Annotated in this window: 16 protein-coding genes; 5 read left to right on the top strand and 11 right to left on the bottom strand. The window is 53.3% G+C overall.

Translation table 11 applies throughout. The features are described 5' to 3' along the window. Positions 1-59 precede the first annotated feature (59 nt). From HG66A1_RS21810 to HG66A1_RS21785, 6 genes are all read right to left on the bottom strand, one after another. Positions 60-467 carry a Minf_1886 family protein gene (locus HG66A1_RS21810; protein WP_232101999.1) on the bottom strand — a complete coding sequence of 136 codons (408 nt, stop codon included), beginning with the start codon at positions 465-467 and terminating at the stop codon, positions 60-62. Between the two features lie 168 nt (positions 468-635). After that, the gene (locus HG66A1_RS21805) at positions 636-1,520 is read right to left on the bottom strand and encodes a stage 0 sporulation family protein (protein WP_145188972.1); all 885 of its coding nucleotides are present in this window, start codon (positions 1,518-1,520) and stop codon (positions 636-638) included. A gap of 201 nt (positions 1,521-1,721) precedes the next feature. Beyond that, complete coding sequence (holB, locus tag HG66A1_RS21800; protein WP_145188969.1) at positions 1,722-2,783, bottom strand: DNA polymerase III subunit delta'; 1,062 nt, start codon at positions 2,781-2,783, stop codon at positions 1,722-1,724. A gap of 17 nt (positions 2,784-2,800) precedes the next feature. Beyond that, on the bottom strand, positions 2,801-3,082 hold the full coding sequence (locus tag HG66A1_RS21795) for a biotin/lipoyl-containing protein (protein WP_145188966.1): 282 nt from the start codon (positions 3,080-3,082) through the stop codon (positions 2,801-2,803). Further along, on the bottom strand, positions 3,083-3,982 hold the full coding sequence (gene lipA / locus HG66A1_RS21790; RefSeq protein WP_145042418.1) for a lipoyl synthase: 900 nt from the start codon (positions 3,980-3,982) through the stop codon (positions 3,083-3,085). Next, complete coding sequence (locus HG66A1_RS21785) at positions 3,969-4,715, bottom strand: lipoyl(octanoyl) transferase LipB (RefSeq protein ID WP_145188963.1); 747 nt, start codon at positions 4,713-4,715, stop codon at positions 3,969-3,971. The genes lipA and HG66A1_RS21785 overlap by 14 nt, the downstream gene beginning before the upstream one ends. A gap of 512 nt (positions 4,716-5,227) precedes the next feature. Here HG66A1_RS21785 and HG66A1_RS21780 point away from each other — a divergent pair. Beyond that, complete coding sequence (locus HG66A1_RS21780; protein ID WP_197996741.1) at positions 5,228-7,345, top strand: DUF11 domain-containing protein; 2,118 nt, start codon at positions 5,228-5,230, stop codon at positions 7,343-7,345. 192 nt (positions 7,346-7,537) lie between these two features. Here HG66A1_RS21780 and HG66A1_RS21775 read toward each other — a convergent pair whose 3' ends face one another. Both HG66A1_RS21775 and HG66A1_RS21770 read right to left on the bottom strand, forming a co-directional pair. Further along, entirely contained in the window at positions 7,538-9,061 is a 1,524-nt protein-coding gene (locus HG66A1_RS21775; RefSeq protein WP_145188958.1) for a trypsin-like peptidase domain-containing protein, read from the bottom strand. A 285-nt stretch (positions 9,062-9,346) separates the two neighbouring features. After that, a complete protein-coding gene (locus HG66A1_RS21770) occupies positions 9,347-9,799 on the bottom strand; it encodes a TraR/DksA family transcriptional regulator (RefSeq protein ID WP_145042414.1) in 453 nt (150 codons plus the stop codon). A 453-nt stretch (positions 9,800-10,252) separates the two neighbouring features. On the opposite strand from HG66A1_RS21770, the gene HG66A1_RS21765 reads away from it, so the two are divergent. After that, positions 10,253-11,374 carry an LptF/LptG family permease gene (locus HG66A1_RS21765; protein WP_145188955.1) on the top strand — a complete coding sequence of 374 codons (1,122 nt, stop codon included), beginning with the start codon at positions 10,253-10,255 and terminating at the stop codon, positions 11,372-11,374. Positions 11,375-11,380: 6 nt separating this feature from the next. Here HG66A1_RS21765 and recG read toward each other — a convergent pair whose 3' ends face one another. From recG to infA, 3 genes are all read right to left on the bottom strand, one after another. Then, the gene (gene recG, locus HG66A1_RS21760; RefSeq protein ID WP_145188952.1) at positions 11,381-13,456 is read right to left on the bottom strand and encodes an ATP-dependent DNA helicase RecG; all 2,076 of its coding nucleotides are present in this window, start codon (positions 13,454-13,456) and stop codon (positions 11,381-11,383) included. 20 nt (positions 13,457-13,476) lie between these two features. Next, positions 13,477-13,971: a ribonuclease HI gene (rnhA, locus tag HG66A1_RS21755; RefSeq protein ID WP_145188949.1), complete on the bottom strand. Its 495-nt coding sequence runs from the start codon at positions 13,969-13,971 to the stop codon at positions 13,477-13,479. A gap of 149 nt (positions 13,972-14,120) precedes the next feature. After that, entirely contained in the window at positions 14,121-14,339 is a 219-nt protein-coding gene (infA, locus tag HG66A1_RS21750; protein WP_002643979.1) for a translation initiation factor IF-1, read from the bottom strand. 386 nt (positions 14,340-14,725) lie between these two features. Here infA and HG66A1_RS21745 point away from each other — a divergent pair, with 386 nt between their 5' ends. From HG66A1_RS21745 to HG66A1_RS21735, 3 genes are all read left to right on the top strand, one after another. Continuing rightward, positions 14,726-14,899 (top strand): Flp family type IVb pilin, encoded by a 174-nt coding sequence (locus HG66A1_RS21745; RefSeq protein WP_145042410.1) that lies wholly within the window; start codon positions 14,726-14,728, stop codon positions 14,897-14,899. Between the two features lie 159 nt (positions 14,900-15,058). After that, positions 15,059-15,790, top strand: coding sequence for a 2-amino-4-hydroxy-6-hydroxymethyldihydropteridine diphosphokinase (gene folK / locus HG66A1_RS21740; protein WP_145188945.1), 732 nt, complete (start codon positions 15,059-15,061; stop codon positions 15,788-15,790). Positions 15,791-15,926: 136 nt separating this feature from the next. Continuing rightward, positions 15,927-17,270: a DUF1501 domain-containing protein gene (locus HG66A1_RS21735; protein WP_145188942.1), complete on the top strand. Its 1,344-nt coding sequence runs from the start codon at positions 15,927-15,929 to the stop codon at positions 17,268-17,270. The last annotated feature ends 37 nt before the right edge of the window (positions 17,271-17,307 follow it).

Raw genomic sequence — 17,307 nt, 5'->3', positions numbered from 1 at the left:
TTGTAAGAGGTGAAAATGGGGACTGACGGGCAGGTGCCAGAGTCGCGGCGAATCGGTCTTTATGCCGGGTTGCGTGTGAAGACTTCGCTGGTGTCGATGATGTAGTTTGCGTCGAACGCCTGCTGGAAGTCGTAGATGTCGACGAAATCTTCCAGGCGATCATTGTCGGTCTTCCGCATTCTGCCATGCTCGATCATTTCGAAGACCATCTTGCCGAAGTCTTTGGTTGAGTGCACGCCCCATTGTTTGAATACAGTCTGGGTCATCAGACCAAACTGTTTGAGGGCCAGAACGCGCACTCCCTCCAGGAGTTCCTGTCCCGAAACGTGAGCTTCTTCCTGTTCGGAAAGTTCAGAGATGGAATGGGCGTAAATCTCTTGCGCCTGCTGCAACGCTTCAAAGATAAAGTCGTAGGCATTCGGGTGATATTGCAGTTTGGGGCGGGTTAGATTGGTTGCAAATGTCATGTTTTCACCCATACCTTCTTACTCGAGCGGTTGCAGTCTCTGATGTTGTTACAATCCAGTGTTTCTGTCACAGAGACCTTCGTCAATACTATCTTAGGAGATTGCGCTTCAGATAGCGAGAAATTATCATTGGGAATTTCAGGAAAATCAATCCCGATCTGGCCAATTTCAGCGTGCCGGTTTTTGATTGAGTGATTTCCCGTTCCCGGGGGGCTGGCCTTCCCCTTTTTTCTTCTTGATGACTTCCTGAATATCTTTTCTATGGACAATTGATTTTCGCGAATCAGGATAGATCACCTGGACGCATTCCGAAAGGATATCCTGATTGGTGACTTTTCCCTCCCCCTGTTCCGTGACGACGAATGAGCCGACCGGGGGCAGTTCTTTTTTATAACTGCGATAAGTGTCGTACTCGTAGCGCAGGCAGCATTTGAGTCTGCCACAGCGACCGGAAAGCTTATTGGGGTCCAGTGAGGTTTTCTGCAGTTTGGCCATCTTCATGGATACCGGTGGCATTTCGGTCAGATGTGTTCCACAACACACTGTTTTGCCACAGTCGCCGTAGTCGGCCAGCAGTTTGGCTTCATCCCGGACACCAATCTGTCGCATTTCAATCCGTGATCGATATTTGCGGGCCAGCGCTTTGACCAGTTCGCGGAAGTCGACGCGTTTCTCGGCCAGGTAATAAAAGATGATCCTTTCACCACCAAAAATATGTTCCACATCGACCAGCTGCATCTGCAACTTGTGTTCTTTCACCAGATCCTGGCAGCCTAGAAACTCTGTGCGTTCCTCGTGTCGATTCTTGTCGCGCAGGCGATAATCATCATCGGTGACGGGACGAATGATGCGGCCGACGGTTTTGGTATCTTTCATGAAGGAACGCACGCGGTCCGTGGCGGGAGAGAGTATTTCACCCCATTCATGACCGCGATCGCTTTTGACAATGACTGAGGCATTTCGTGGCAGCTCATCAAGGCCCTTGGCGGAGAACTCGCCAATCATGCGGGTTGACCCGTAGCGGACGATGTAACCTGAGACTTCGTTATTCATCTATGATAATTTCATCGAATGGAGATCAGAAACAGCAGCAGAATGGCCCGCGGATCCCTCGGGAAGAATCCTCTGCAGGAGAAGCGTGGATTCTGCTGTTAAGATTCTATTATAGCCGAACAGCAGGGATCAATCTCTATCGATTCGGGCGAAATCCTTTTTTTTAAAAAGCAGACTGTGCCCCGTTACTGGCACTTGCGTTCAGGGAGTGCTTTTCTGCAGCGCCCGGAGGTCTTCGCTCAGGTTTTCGATACAGAGGCTGATCGTGGCGTTCCGATCGATCTGTTCTTCGGTTTCCAGCAGTCGATCCAGCAGCGAACCCAGCTTCTCGATCCGGTCTTCGGTTGAGCCGGGGAATCCGTTCACAAATTTGTCGATCTGCGCATTGTTCACCGCCGACTCATGTCCGGCGGCCGTCTGTAATGCCTGGTGATAGAAGTCGGCACAGAAATGCAGGATCCAGTGCGCCGTTTTCCGCTGAGCAGCAGTATTGCCGCCGATATCATCCACGGCTTTGATCACCGCCTGTGAAAACGCCTGCGGACGGAAGGGATGCTGGCACAACAGTCGTGTGATGCTCGTCCTGAGTTCCTGCAGGTTCTCATCCAGCAACTGGCTGGCGACATCCAGCGAGCCCCCCGACAGTCGGGCAACCTGTTGCGCCTGTTCGGGAGACTCCGCCAGTTGATGTTCCAGCAGCAGTTCGGAAACATCGTCTGCAGAGAGTTCAGCAAACCGGATCAGCTGGCAGCGGGAACGAATCGTGGGCAGGATCGCATCCAACTCACTGGCGATCAGAATCATCAGGTAATTCGCCGAGGGCTCTTCCAGGGTTTTTAACAGTGCGTTGGCACTCTCGGCATTCATTTTGTCAGCGTCGTCGATGACCGCAATCCTTCGATTCCCGGTCATGGGGCGGAGCGACATTTCATAACAGACCCCTTCGCGGCCCCGCCGCTCCTCGCTGCCGATGATCAGGCTTAAGGGGAGGATGGCTTTGTCGGGAGGGCATTCGATGCTGATCAAATCAGGATGCGTGCCGGCGGCCATCTGTTTACACGAGTTACATTCGCGACAGCAACTGAGCTGGTCTGAGGGAGTCTGTTCGCAGAACAGGCACTGGGCAAGATAACGGGCAACCCGGTTCTTACCCACGCCCACCGGACCGGCGAATAGCAGCGCGTGCGGCAGTCGTCCGCGGGACAGGGCCCGGTCGAGCATTTCCAGAATCGTTTGATGACCTCGGATCTGGTCGGTTGTCATGGCATTTCTGTTTCTGATCACTCAGGTCCAGAGGCGGCTGTTTCATCTGGAGGACTGGCTTCGGAAGGTTCGATCCAGCCCAGTACGGTTCCCTCGTGCACTTCGTCTCCGGATCGACATTCACAACGGGCAAGTGTTCCGGTGCAGGGGGCAGCCACATCGAACGTCACACCGGGAATCAGAAGTTCGACAACCCGGTCTCCCCGGTTAACCGGTTCTCCCGTTCGTGTCAGCCAGAGACTGACGGTCAGTTTCTGGTCCTGATTTTCCAGGGGAGGAACCGTGATCGGGGTCGGCATTCAGGACTCTTTCCCCAGTACCGATGCCATTTCGCCTGCATGATAACTGGAACGGACGAAGGGACCACTGGCCACCAGTTTGAATCCCAGTGCCCGCACCTGATCGCCCACTTCATCGAATTCTTCCGGCGGCAGGAATCGCTCAACCGGCAGGTTCTCAGGCGTCGGCTGCAGGTACTGGCCGATGGTCACGATGTCACAGCCAACGGCCCGCAGATCGGCACAGACTTCGAGTATTTCCTCGCGTGTTTCGCCGAGACCCAGCATCAGACCACTTTTCGTGACGATGCTCGGATCAGTGTCTTTCACCTGCTTCAGCAGATCCAGGGTCCGCTGATAGACGGCGTTCCGACGGACGCGGTGATACAGACGCGGCACCGTTTCGGTGTTGTGGTTAAACACATCAGGATGAGCTTCAATCACCCGCTGAATGGCATCACGATTTCCACGGAAGTCAGGAGTCAAGACTTCGATGTCTGCCCCGGTCCGTTCGCGGACTGCCAGGATGCAGTTATAGAAGTGTTCTGCCCCGCCGTCCGGCAGGTCGTCACGCGTGACAGAGGTGATCACCACATGTTCGAGGCCCAGACGGGCGGCTGCTTCCGCTACGCGTTCGGGTTCGTCCAGCTGAACGGTTTCGGTTTTCCCCTTGGCGATCGAGCAGAACCCGCAAGGTCGCGTACAGACATTTCCCAGGATCATCAGTGTCGCTGTTTTATGTGACCAGCATTCGGTGCGATTCGGGCATTTGGCACTTTCGCAGACGGTGACCAGGTTGAGGTCTTCGATCACGTTGCTGGTGAAAGCCATACCAGGCTTCGGCATGGGCCGTTTGAGCCACTTGGGAAGACGCTGCCGGGGTGCGGGGGCGGGATCGGTGATGATATTAAGTGTCGACATAAACTTTCTTCTTTACTCGATGCAGTAAGGGGTGTCGTGTAAAAATGTGGGGATCCGGATAGCCGAACTGCTGAGCCAGGTTGCGAATCATGCTTTCGCGAACCGAACCCATACTGGCTTCCCGCGTGAGCGTTGCCGACAGGGAAGTCACGCGGTGGTCAAATCGATTGGCGTCGATCAGACGTTGCAGTTTCATATCGGGAGACACATTAATATACAAACCATAGTAAGAAATCCAGGATTTGATCGCAGCCCCCAGAAAGGCAAACTGTCCACAACGGCCCAAAATTCCTGAGTCATCCGGACAGGTTTCACAGTCGACACCCTGCTCCCCGGCTGCACTGCGTGTTGCCCGCTGCAGGCGATCCCGGAATTCGCTGATGCCAATGCCCAGCTGTTTGAGGGGGAACAGGGGATAAACGGCCAGTTGCCCCGGGGCATGCAGCAGGGCTCCGCCTCCCCGATTCGTCCAGCGAACTTCAATCTGTTTCGCCTTCAGGTCATGATAGGCCCCGGACAGCTGGTAATGGCTGCCTTCACGCCCCACAGTGACGATGGGCGGGTGTTCACAGACAAACAGAATAGCGGACTCGTCCTGCTGGAAATGGATCTCCTGCAGAGCCCGTTCCTGCAGTGTCAGCAGGGAATCAAAGTCCACACAGCCCAGCAGGTAGACCTTCAGCGTCTTGTGCTGACGCATGGAATGGCCTGTCTCTGAAGCGGATAAACTCATATTTGCCTGCTGTATGACTCGAAAATAAGGGATCCGGTGCCGGACCGTAAGCTAACAGTCATTTTGAGTCTAAGTACCCATGAGTCAATCGCCAGAAAATGAAAATCGTGTTTTGCAGGATTTGAGGGCCCGGTTTCACCTGCAGGGACCTGTTTGCCAGAATAGGAAGGTTAGGGAACTGTGGATGATCCAGGAATCGATTCGGGAATGGGGCTCGGTTCTTAAGGTGTTGCTGTGTAGTGGTTTGTGTTATTGGATGTGCTCTGTGAAATATCGGGACTGGTGCAATCGGAATAACCGGAAAAGCTTATAATTCCGATTTATTTTAAAAAATCATTACAACTCGTTCAATTAAGTGAATCGTTACACCCGATAGAGAGAGATGGATAAAAGTAGAAAACCTTCCTGTGCATGATCCAGATACTACAGCTCTCACAATTCTCATCATGTCAAATCCAGTAACTCAAACATCCCTATCCAGCAGTAAGTTCCTATCGGTAAGGAGAAACACAATGCGACGCGGAAAAAAGATGCTCGCGATATTTTCAACCATGGTAATGAGTGCGAGTATCGCAACCGCCGATGATCGCATGATGGAATCAAAGTCTCCCTTTGATTCTGTTCCCCCTTCCAATTCCAAAGCCAGTATTCAGTACTTCTCCGGACAGAAGTCTACGGGTGAAGCTGCCGGCACCTCGGGAAATATCACCATTTCCCAGCCGAAGCAGACTGCGGCTCAGCCTGGTGCAGAGTACCAGCCCACGGGTAAAGCCCGTATGTCCCAGGTCCCGAACTATTACAAGGAGCTGTTCGGTCAGGAACGCCCTTACCGTCGCCTGGAGCAGAAACAACAGCAGGCTGAAGTCAAGCAGTCCGCTTTTCAGCAGGTAGACCACGCGGAACCGGCTGGAGAGCAGAAGCGGTACCGTTTTGAAGAGTTCAATGCGGATCAGTCTAAAAAGAATATCGTGCATGCTGAGTTTCAGCATCATAAAGGTACACAGGGCAAAATTCAGCAGGTCAGTGCCGGCAGTGGTCAGAATCCATTCCGGACGCCAACCGAATTCAAACAGCCTGCTCCTCAGGCACCTGGTTTGACAATTCCCCGGATTCCTGATCGTCAGGCTGTAGAAAACAAACATCATCTGACCTTTGGAAAAGCTGCACAGGAAGAAACTGCTACTCAGCCTTCCGGTGTGACCATTACTTCCACACCTCAGAAACGTCGTGCAGCAGCCGTGCAGGTGAAGCCTGTCGGAACTGCTTCTGAAGTTGCGAAAGCCAAAGTGTCTCATAAGTGGATCAAGAAAAGTGAAATCAACGTTGGCCAGGAATGCGAGTTCGCACTGGAAGTCACCAACGAAGGTAAAGCATCTGCCAAGGACGTTGTTGTGGAAGCCTTCTTCCCGGTATCAGTTCGTCTGACAGATGCCACTCCCCGGCCCATTGCCAGCCAGGATCATCTCGAATGGAAGTTTGATTCACTGAACGCCGGTGAAACCAAAACCATCGAGATCTCAATGATCCCCAGCCAGCGAGGTGCTATTACCGCTGCAGCGAATGTTCGGTTTACCAACTCTCTGACTGAATCCTTCATGGTTGCTGAGCCTCTGTTGCAGGTTGCAGTCAAAGGTCCTACCAATGTCATGATTGGTGAGCCTGCTTCACAGTCTGTCACCATTTCCAACCCGGGAACAGGTACCCTGCACAACGTTGTGCTGGAAGCTGAAATTCCTAAAGGTCTGGAACATGTGACTGCCGAGTATCTGCAGATGCAGGTCGGTTCGCTGAATCCTGGCGAAACCCGCACCATCCGTCTGGCCCTGGCAGCTGTCCTGGGTGGCGAACAGGTTGTGAAAGTTGTCGCTAAGGCTGAAGGTGGTCTGGCTCAGGAAACTCAGGCTCGTGTGAACGTGATCGCTCCTAAAGTTCAGGTTGCCATCGAAGGTCCCGGACTGCGTTACAAAGGCCGTTCTGCACAGTACACAATTTCTACTGTCAACGACGGTGCTGCTGCTACCAACAACGTTCGCGTGCTGCATAAAGTTCCAGAAGGATTCGAATTCGTCAAAGCCGATCGTGGCGGTCAGTTCAATCCTGAAGATTCCACCATCAGCTGGTTCCTGGGACGTATGGAGCCCGGTCAGTCAGCCAATGTCAACGTCGAACTGAAAACCAAAACTATCGGCAACTACGTGCACCACGTGCGTGCTCTGTCTGAACACAACGTGAAATCCGATGCACAGATTCAGACCCGTATCGAAGGGGTCGCCCAGCTGGTTCTGGAAATTGCCGACCTGAACGATCCGGTCGAAATCGGAGCCGAAACAGGTTACAACGTAGTAGTCAAGAACGACGGTAGCAAGTCTGCCCAGAACGTTTCTGTCTCCTGCGAACTGCCTCCCGGAGTTGAGCTGATCTCTGCCACCGGTCCCACTCAGCACATCGCTGAGAACGGTGTGGTCGTCTTCAAATCTCTGGCAGGTCTGGCACCTGGTGACTCGGTTCAGTTCCAGGTCATCGTACGCGGCAGTGTCGAAGGCAACCAGCGGTTCCGGGCTCGTCTCGCCAGCGATTCGATCCGCGATCCTCTGCTGTTCGAAGAACTGACTCGCTTCTACCGCGACTAAGTTCTCTGCGAATCTAAGATTCAAACCGAAGCCAGGTCAGTACATTACTGACCTGGCTTTTTTCGTTGAAGCAGAACCCTTGTTGAACAACGAAACGAGTCTGGTTTGAATACGGTTGTGATCACTGATCCGGCTAACTGTCTGTAGCGGGATGGTGAGTGGATGTCGGAATAATGTCGTGCCGGGCTGTGACTACCTCTGCCAGATGACGAGTTGCTGCTGCACTGATCCCGGCTTGCCACGAGAAATTTTCAGGACCAGCGAATTCAGATCCCGATGCTGATCCAGTGCCTGGCGAAAGTCCTGCAGACTACGGACTGGTGAACCAGCGACTTCTTCGATTACATCATAGAGATCGACCACGCCAGAGAATGAACTCTGTTCGTCGACACTTAAGACCAGCAGACCTGCCTGACCTTGTGCGAAACCGAGCTGAGCAGCCAGATCTGCGTTCATGGGCTGAACCCCCAGTCCGGCCAGATCCTCTGTGGCGGATGCGTGTTTGACTTTGTGGAAGCTCATCGGCTCAGCAGAGGTACCAAAGCGTCGGGATGACTGTTGTGATTCGCGCTGTTTGCGTTCCAGTTCGTCCAGAATCCGGCGGTTCGCCAGTTCCACCATCACGTTGACCTTACGGCCATCTCTCAGCAGAACGACACTCACACGATGTTCGATCGGCGTCAGGGAGACCAGGTTGATCAGGTGGTTCTGATCCAGAACGTCAATACCGCCGAAACTGAGAATGATGTCATCATATTTCAGGTTGGCGCGGGAAGCCGGCGTGTTAGAAATTACTTTGACCACACGGGCACCACGCACACGGTCCATGTTCAATCGGGTTGCCGTCCCGATACTGAATTCCGGATCGAGCTGGACACCCAGGTAAGCGCGATAGACCTGCCCGTACTTCAGGAGCTGTGTAAAGACGTGTTGTACCAGCTTGCTGGGGATACTGAATCCGATTCCGTCGTTACCACCACTGTTGGAAGCAATTGCAGTATTGATCCCGATAATTTTACCTTCGAGGTCGATCAGCGGACCGCCACTGTTTCCCGGGTTGATGGCGGCGTCAGTCTGCAGGAAGTTCTGGTTCAGTACCTCTGATCCGCTTCCCAGTTGCAGAGAACGGCGTCCTTTGGCGCTGATAATACCCAGGGTCACCGATTCGCTCAGACCAAACGGACTGCCCATGGCCAGGACCATGTGACCAATATCCAGTTTGTCACTGTCACCCCAGTCGGCCGGAGTAACATCGGTCACGTCAATCTTGAGGATCGCCAGGTCGGTATCTTTATCTTCCCATTTATGAGTCGGGTTGATAACGCGTCCATCGTGCAGTTGGATTGAAATCGCAGGTCCGTTTGAGTCACGCACGACGTGGCGGTTGGTAACAATGAATAACCCCGGTTTTCCCTCACCGCGAACGATGACACCGGATCCGGTTTCTTCAACTGCGCCACGGGGAGTCTGCCGTTCGCACTGGATGTGGACGACACTGGGGGTCGCGAGTTTGGCGATCTTGGCGAGATGCCTGCTTCCATCGTGCAGAGAAGATGCGGAAGACAACATCGCTGCATTTGGTTGACGGGCATTACCCTGAGAAGGAATCTTCGCTTCCAGCTGACGTGAACTGAGCGGTGACTCGAAGCAGGTATTCCACAACGAAATGGAGACAATGATGGCAATGACTGCCAGCAAAGGATATCGATTCTTCATGTTGCAAATCTCTCAGCGTGACCCAGGATCTTTTTTTGCATTTCAGCTTATTGCTGACCACGGCAAAATAAGGCAATCCTTCGCCAAGTGCCGAACGATTTGATTACGGAAGTCCAACTGAATCTACGCGGGCTTCCAGTAACAAAGCAGGGTCTGGTGATTGACTGCAATCACACTCTCCGGGAATCGTAACAGGAATGAGGGGACATCGTGTTGTGGAGAGATCAGATAATAAACGCAGTCGGTCGAGCGTGACCCTGTGTCGTTTATTATCGGAGGGGGGGATTATTTTTCGAGATCCAAATCGTGAATTCTGTACTCCTGATCGTTAAGACGTCCTTCGAACTCGTAGGCGTTTTCCCAATCGCCATGAACATCACTCGTGGATAAACCCATCGATTCGCGCTGTTGTGCACAACTGACACAAAACATCGTGTAAGGAACCGCTTTAAGCCGTGCAATCGGTATATTCTTATTGCAGCTCTCGCAGTGACCGTAACGTCCTTCCTGAATCAGGGAGATCGCGCGCCGAATCTGCATCAGTTCTTTGTATTCCAGCTCTGCCAGGTGAGATTCCAGATCCTGTCGTGTCTGGCGAATCGCGGCGTCACCACTGTCCTCCACGGAGGACTGGCTGGCTGAGGAGCCTTCCGAACTGTCGTTCACAAGCTTGGTGAGCTCATCGCGGCGGTTCAACAGTTGCTTGTGCAACCGAATTATTGCATCTTTACGTACCACTCGATCTTCCCCTCATAAAAATCAGATTCAGACGGCTCAATTCGAAATTGAATACTCCCAAAAGATAGCTTTTAAATTAGCTAAAGTAATCAAAAACCTTTGATGTTTCTGACAGTTTTGAGATCACTCTGCTCCGTGAGTATTATTCACTACGCGGATTAAATGTCGAGAGTTGGAAAGTTCCTAAAAGCTCGAATAGCCCATAAACTGCAAAAATGAAATGACTTATGCAAGTTTCTTTTCTCACTGTTTTTGGAAATTCACAATAAACGCCACTCTGACTGATTTTGAAGTGCCAAAAAGTCAGCTAAAATCGAGGTGTGTATTTATGTGCACTTCCTGTTCTGTTTCCTGATATTGACCCATTTCGGGGATTGCGATGTAATACCCGCCCCACAATCTCAGATTTGAGGTATCCATTCTCTATTCAGTCTCTGACAGCGACCGGAAACCGTGTTTACAACTTTTGACCGTTATCTTCTGAAACGATATTTCCATGTGTTCATCATCGGATTCATAGCCACCTATGGTCTGTATGTCGTCTTTGACGGATTCACAAATATCGATGAATTCCAGGCCGGTCTGAAGGAAGGTGATTCCTCAGGTGGGCTGCTCTGGCTGATGGCCGAGACCTATCTGTACCAGTCCAGTGTCTTCTTTGATATGGTCAGTCCGATTCTGACCGTGCTGGCTGCTGTGGTTGTGTTCTCGCTGATGGTAAGACATGGGGAACTCAACCCCGTACTTTCCGCCGGCATTCCGACTTATCGCCTGGCGATTCCACTGACCATCGCGACGATCATTGTCAACGGTTTTATCATCGCCAACCAGGAACTGGTTCTTCCCAGCATTGCCGACAAGGTTCAGGCAGAACGGGGAAAGATGGATACCAGCGCGCAGTTCGTTGAGCCGGTCTATGATTTCAGTACCCGGATCATGATCAACGGGCAGGAACTGTATCTCACGGAACAGCGGATGGTGAATGCGGAGTTCGTTCTTTCCAAGCCGACCGTGCACGATTTTGTAACCGTGAAGGCCCCCCATGCACACTACATTTCCGGGACTGAAACGCGGCCTGGTGGCTGGGTGCTGCAGGATGCACTCCCGAAGTATGAAGACCTGGATATCGCGGCCTTCGCCCGTAAGATGATACTACCTGGCAAGAATCCCAATGATATTTTCATCGTAACTGACGTGGGCTGCGATCAGTTGTGTAACCGTAATTCCAGCTCGCTGATTTCGACGCCCGAACTGATCGCCCGGATTAACAATCCCTCGTTCAGTGATCTCTCCATTCGTAAGCAGAAGCTCGACCTGCATTCCCGATTGACGCGACCGTTCATGAACCTGATCGCCGTGCTGATGGCGATTCCCTTTGTACTCCGGAAAGAGAGCCGCAGCCAGATTCTGAATATCGCCATCTGTTCCTGCGTGATGGGAGTGATCTTTGCCATCTCCCAATGTTTTCTTTACATGGGAAGTGCCAATCTGCTCAAGCCCGATCAGGCTGCCTGGTTTCCGGTGATTGCCAATGGAACGCTGGCTGCCTGGTTCTCGAATCGCGTCCAGACCTGACAGCGTTTAACCGCTCTGTCCGAGGTCCAGCAGTTGTCCGAACCGGTCCAGGACGCGAATCTTCAGCGGCGCAAAGCGGGGCTGATCAAACTCCCCTTTTTCAACCAGTCGGAGCGCAATCTCACGTGTTTCCTGCAGCAGGTCGTCATCGCGTCTGAGGTCGGCGACACGCAGAGGCAGCTCACCATGCTGGCGGGTTCCGAAGATGTCACCCGGACCACGGGCCTGAAAATCAGCTTCGGCAATCTCGAAGCCGTTGGTCGTCTGTTCCATGACGGCCAGCCGCTTGAGTGCCTCCTCGCTTTCGGTATACGAAAACAGAAAACAGTATCCGGAATGAATACCACGACCGACACGGCCACGCAGCTGGTGTAGCTGAGAGAGTCCGAAGCGGTCTGCCTGCAGGATCACCATTAAGGTGGCATTAGGCACATCGACTCCCACTTCTACCACTGTCGTGGAGACCAGCACCTGAATCTTGCCCTGGTGGAACTGTTCCATGATCTGGGCCCGCTCCTCGCGATCCATCTGGCCATGAACCAGGCCGATCGAGGCACTGGCCAGTTCGCTTTTCTGCAGTTTGCGATAGACTTCTTCCGCACTGGATCGACTGTTTTCCTCGAGCTCGGAGTCGATCCGCGGACAGACGATATAGGCTTGCCTGCCGGCCTCGATTTGAGCCCGCAGAAAATCCCAGGCTTTCTTCCGCTGAGGAGTCGTCGAGATGCGACTGGTGGTGACAGGCTGTCTGCCCGGTGGGAGTTCGGAATTGATGGAGATATCCAGCTCACCGAACTGAGTCAGGCAGAGGCTGCGGGGAATGGGGGTGGCCGTCATCACCAGCATATGAGGCGTATTCGCTTCGCTGGTGAAGTGTGCCCGCTGCATCACACCGAACTTATGCTGTTCGTCGATAATCACCAGTCCCAGATCGTGATATTGCACATCTTTCTGGACCACGGCCTGGGTGCCGACAATCAATTGCTGCTCACCGGAGGCGATCTGTTCCAGCGTGGCTTTCCGCTCTGCTGAGGACAGGCTGCCCGTCAGTACGCATCGTTTGACCCGACTCTGATTCAGGATGCGATTAATCGTATCCCAGTGCTGGACAGCCAGCAGTTCTGTGGGGGCCATCAGAACCGCCTGTTTGCCTGCGGCAATCGTCGCGAGCATGGCGTAGATCGCGATGGCCGTTTTTCCCGCACCCACGTCCGCCTGCAGCATGCGATGCATGGCGCGACCGGAACCCAGATCCGTTTTGATCTCCTGGATTGCCTGGTCCTGTCCCTCTGTGAAGTCAAACGGAAACAGGCGTCGGATCCGGGCATCGACTTTGGCAGTCACCTTGATCAGCGGTGCGTTGTCAACGCAGGTCCATTGCCGCCGACGCATGGCCAGGCCCAGTTGAAATTCCAACAGGTCATCAAAGATAACGCGACGGACGCCCGCTTCGTATTCCTGCATTGTCTGTGGTTTATGCATCTGGATCACCGCCTGTGCCAGCGGCAGCAGACCGTGTTCTTCGCGAAACGGTTCGGGGAGGTAGTCGGGAATCAGCTGTGCATATTCCTCTACCGCGGTCCGCACCATGCGTCGCATCTGGTACATTTTGATGCCTTCGGTCAGGCTGTACCGGGGCAGTACGACCCCCTGGGGATCATCGAGATCTTCTTCGAGTACCTGGTATTGGGGATGCGACATTTCCCATTTGCCCGAACGTCGTTTGGGCTTGCCGGAGAACATCAGCAACTGCCCCTGGAAGAAACGCTTGATGACCCAGGGCTGGTTAAACCAGGTTCCCTTGAGGAAGCCGGTTCCGCAGTCGAGGAGAATGGCGGAGATGGTCCGTCCACGGGAAATCGTACGGGCGTCGAGGTCAACCACTTTTCCGCAGACCGAAGCCAGCTGGTCCTCCTCGAGTTCATTTACGGGGCGGACGTCTGTCAGATCGAGTACGCTCCGGGGCAGATGCCAGAGCAGGTCTTCTACCGTTTCGATTCCCAGCTTCGCCAGCAACTCGGCGCGTTCCGATCCGACTCCTTGTAGAAATTGAATCGGTGTGTCCAGGGAAGGTTCGGTCATCGCATTCCGGAACCGGTAAATTAGAGATCAGTCTGATTCTGCAGCTTCAACGCATATTCGACAGCCAGTTCATCACAGCGTTCATTTTCTGGATGTCCGCTGTGACCTTTGATCTGAGTGAACCGCACCTCGTGCTGTTGCAGCAGTTCATCCAGCTGCCGCCAGAGCTCTTCGTTTTTGACGGGCTTCCAGCTTTTCCCTTCGCGACGGCGCCAGTTGTTCTTTTTCCAGTTGGGCATCCACTCTTTGGACCCCTTCGCAACATAGACGCTGTCGGTAATGATTTCGACCCGCGAACGTTTCTTTAACAGTTCCAGACCGGAGATGACTGCCTGCAGCTCCATCTGGTTATTTGTGGTCTCTGCCTCTCCACCTGAGAATTCTTTTTCGGTGCCGGTCGAGGGATGACGCAGAATAACTCCCCAACCTCCCGGACCCGGATTGCCACGGCAGGCGCCGTCGGTAAACAGTTGCACGAACGGGAGAGAGTCCAGCTGGGCTGAGTCCTGGGGCATATGTCTTCCGGGAACGCAAGTCGGTCTGGGGGAATAAGAACGTATCGAATTCAGCCCGGCACGCAAAGCAACAACAGGAGATTACACGTCATCAGTGAAAACTCCTGTGGCTGTGAATTCCACAAGCAGGGCTGGCAGGCCGCGGGCCTTTACCTTTCCCGATACACAATGCGTCCACGATTCAGATCGTAGGGAGAGACCTCAACCACAACCTTATCGCCGGGCACAATACGGATAAAGTGCTTGCGCATTTTGCCGGCAACGTGCGCCAGAACCTGGTGTCCGTTTTCCAGTTCGACTCGAAACTGTGTATTTGCCAGCGCCTCGGTTACAGTACCTTCGACTTCGATGGCCTCTTCTTTGGCCATAACAATTGTATCCTGTCCAATAAAGTTAACGAAATGGGAAGCAGCGAACTGAGTCGCACAATCCTCGCTACCGGCACAGCCTGAAAAATGATAACTCAGGTCCGGGAGCGGTCTTCTGTCTCTTATTGTGACAGGGATGCACCGATTATGCCAGTCTGAACAGACCTGCAAGTTGCTTTCCCGTTAATTCCTGCGGGAAAAACCTGCAACTCTTACCGATTTAGCTGATTTTTGGACACCTTCGCCAGTTTTTCCAGCTTTCGATCAGGAATATGAGCTAATTTTAAACATGCGTCATAGTTTACGGAATTGAGGGGATGGTTCGCTCTCTGACTGATCAGCGGACTCCAGAAAAATATGACAGGTATGAATAGCGGAATCGAACAATGCAATTTCTCAAGAACTTACTCTGTGAAGAAGATGGACCGACGGCTGTCGAATATGCAGTGATGCTGGCCGCGATTGTCCTGGCATGTGTGGCTGCCATCGCAGCCGTGGGTACGAATACGAATGCCCTGTTCGAAAATGCCACCACAGAAATGCACAACCACGGCATGTAAGCCATTCACAGCGTGCACATTTCCGGGAATGCGAAATACTTTCGCAGGTCTCGACGTCTAGTGTGAGCCGCAGCCGCGGAATTGCACTTCTGATTCAATTCACTAAACTGCAGGCAGTCGTCCTCTCATTTTACGCTTCTTTTGACTGCCGGAATTCCAATGCCTGACTGCTATATCGCCTTGGGGGGAAATCAGGGAAATGTCCGGGAGACCTTTGACCGGGCCCTGCAGCGGCTTGATGCTCACCCTGATATCGTAGTCGGAAAGCTCAGTCAGTGGATCGAAACCACTCCTGTCGGCAGTCAGACAGAAGCGATCTTTCTGAACGGCGCAGCCCAACTCTCCGTCGAGCTCTCTCCCGAGGCATTATTGACAGAACTTCAGACCATAGAAACGGAACTGGGGCGGGTTCGCGAGGTTCGCTGGGGCGCCCGCACACTGGATCTGGACCTGTTGTTATTTAATCAACTGATCCTGGAGAACAACAAACTGACGATTCCGCATCCCGCCTGCTGGTATCGTCGTTTCGTGCTCGATCCACTGGTAGAGATTGCGGCCGATGTCATTCATCCGGTGAAACAGACGACGATCGGCAAGCTCCAGCAGCGATTGCTGCAGCGACCGTTCGTATTCTCACTGGCAGGCCTGCCTCAAGATGAGGCTCTGGCGTTGATTCAAGAGCTGCAGACCCGTTTTCCGGCGGTCGAATTTTCCCGCTGGGAAAGCAATGAACAGCACGCAGATCCTTCCCTGGTCGCCTGGTTTGGGGAGGAGAATACCACAACAGCGTTTGAGTCCCTGCCTTTACTTCCGCGATTAGACGCTTCTGAGATGCGGCGAAATACTGAACAAATTGTCTGGCTACTGCAATCTGCACTGGATTTCCGCTGAAAAACAACTATACTGGTACATAAGGGCTCGCCGATATTTTTAATATGGCTGACCGAACTAGCGATTGATAAACTAATTCGGTGTGGCTCGCCTTCCTCATACATTCCCACCTGAAACGATTTGGAGACCTGATACGATGCTCAAGATTCTGGGTTCTCAAAAGAGTCAATTCTGTGACCGGATCTCACGCAGGAACTTTCTTCAAATCGGTGGGCTCGCTTTAGGCGGACTTTCGCTGCCCCAACTGCTGCAGGCGGAATCTTCAACTACCAAACGAAAGCAGCACAAAGGCATCATCATGATCTTCCTTCCGGGAGGTCCTCCGCATCAGGATATGTGGGATATCAAAGTCGATGCCCCCAGTGAAATCCGTGGTGAATTCAACGCCATCCAGACCAATGTTTCCGGTATTGAAATCGGGGATCAGTTCCCCCGCATGGCGCAGATGGCAGACAAGTTCACGTTCATCCGTTCCATGGTTGGCTCTGATGGTCGGCACGATGCCTTCCAGTGTCTGACCGGACAGCGTTTCAACAACCAGCCCCTGGGCGGCTGGCCCAGCCTGGGTTCGGTTCTTTCGAAAAAATATGGTGCCGTCGATCCCTCGATCCCGCCGTTCCTCGGTCTCTCTCCCAAGATGGGCCACATGGAATGGGCACGTGCGGGAGATCCTGGCTTCCTGGGACTGGCACACGCGCCTTTCCGTCCTAATGGTGAAGGCATGGCCGACATGACCCTCAACGGGATCACCCTGGATCGCTTGAATGACCGTAAAAAAGTACTCAGCTCGCTCGATCAGTTCCGTAGCCAGGTTGACGCTTCCGGCACGATGGACGGCCTCGACTCGTTCACCCAGCAGGCCTTTGGAATTCTGACTTCCAGCAAACTCGCCGAAGCTCTGGACCTTTCGAAAGAAGATCAGACGCTGCGTGACCGCTACGGACGAGGAACTCCTAAATTAAGAGCGGACGGCGGCCCTAAACTGCTGGATGACTTTCTGACCGCCCGGCGTCTGATCGAAGCCGGTGCCCGTTGTGTCACGCTGGCCTTCAGTCGCTGGGACTGGCACGGCGGTAATTTCAAACGCGGACGTGAAGACATGCCGATGCTCGATCAGGGTGTGACGGCACTCGTCGAAGACCTCGAAAACCGCGGAATGCTGGACGACGTCACCGTAGTCGTCTGGGGCGAATTCGGACGGACTCCCAAGATCAACGCCAATTCCGGCCGCGATCACTGGCCCCGCGTTTCAACTGCACTGCTGGCAGGTGGCGGCATGAAGACCGGCCAGGTCATCGGTTCAACCAACCGGCTGGGTGAATACGCAGAAGATCGTCCGGTGCACTTCCAGGAAGTCTTCGCTTCACTGTATCGCAACCTGGGGATCGATGTCGAATCTGCAACCATCGACGACCTGCAGGGACGTCCCCGCTATCTGGTCGACCGCGATAAATACAAGGCAATGCCCGAACTGGTCTGATTGACTCGAAGTAAGCGCACTGTCCAAACTCGGGGCT

Origin of the sequence: Gimesia chilikensis (genome assembly GCF_007744075.1) — a bacterium.
GTDB classification, from domain to species: domain Bacteria; phylum Planctomycetota; class Planctomycetia; order Planctomycetales; family Planctomycetaceae; genus Gimesia; species Gimesia chilikensis_A.
This window is presented reverse-complemented; position numbering and strand designations above follow the sequence as displayed.

Bases quoted from the DNA above. Each gene is read 5' to 3' on its own strand.
- HG66A1_RS21810 (WP_232101999.1), bottom strand. From the start codon at position 467: ATGACATTTGCAACCAATCTAACCCGCCCCAAACTGCAATATCACCCG.
- HG66A1_RS21805 (WP_145188972.1), bottom strand. From the start codon at position 1,520: ATGAATAACGAAGTCTCAGGTTACATCGTCCGCTACGGGTCAACCCGC.
- holB (WP_145188969.1), bottom strand. From the start codon at position 2,783: ATGACAACCGACCAGATCCGAGGTCATCAAACGATTCTGGAAATGCTC.
- HG66A1_RS21795 (WP_145188966.1), bottom strand. From the start codon at position 3,082: ATGCCGACCCCGATCACGGTTCCTCCCCTGGAAAATCAGGACCAGAAA.
- lipA (WP_145042418.1), bottom strand. From the start codon at position 3,982: ATGTCGACACTTAATATCATCACCGATCCCGCCCCCGCACCCCGGCAG.
- HG66A1_RS21785 (WP_145188963.1), bottom strand. From the start codon at position 4,715: ATGAGTTTATCCGCTTCAGAGACAGGCCATTCCATGCGTCAGCACAAG.
- HG66A1_RS21780 (WP_197996741.1), top strand. From the start codon at position 5,228: ATGCGACGCGGAAAAAAGATGCTCGCGATATTTTCAACCATGGTAATG.
- HG66A1_RS21775 (WP_145188958.1), bottom strand. From the start codon at position 9,061: ATGAAGAATCGATATCCTTTGCTGGCAGTCATTGCCATCATTGTCTCC.
- recG (WP_145188952.1), bottom strand. From the start codon at position 13,456: ATGACCGAACCTTCCCTGGACACACCGATTCAATTTCTACAAGGAGTC.
- rnhA (WP_145188949.1), bottom strand. From the start codon at position 13,971: ATGCCCCAGGACTCAGCCCAGCTGGACTCTCTCCCGTTCGTGCAACTG.
- infA (WP_002643979.1), bottom strand. From the start codon at position 14,339: ATGGCCAAAGAAGAGGCCATCGAAGTCGAAGGTACTGTAACCGAGGCG.
- HG66A1_RS21745 (WP_145042410.1), top strand. From the start codon at position 14,726: ATGCAATTTCTCAAGAACTTACTCTGTGAAGAAGATGGACCGACGGCT.
- folK (WP_145188945.1), top strand. From the start codon at position 15,059: ATGCCTGACTGCTATATCGCCTTGGGGGGAAATCAGGGAAATGTCCGG.
- HG66A1_RS21735 (WP_145188942.1), top strand. From the start codon at position 15,927: ATGCTCAAGATTCTGGGTTCTCAAAAGAGTCAATTCTGTGACCGGATC.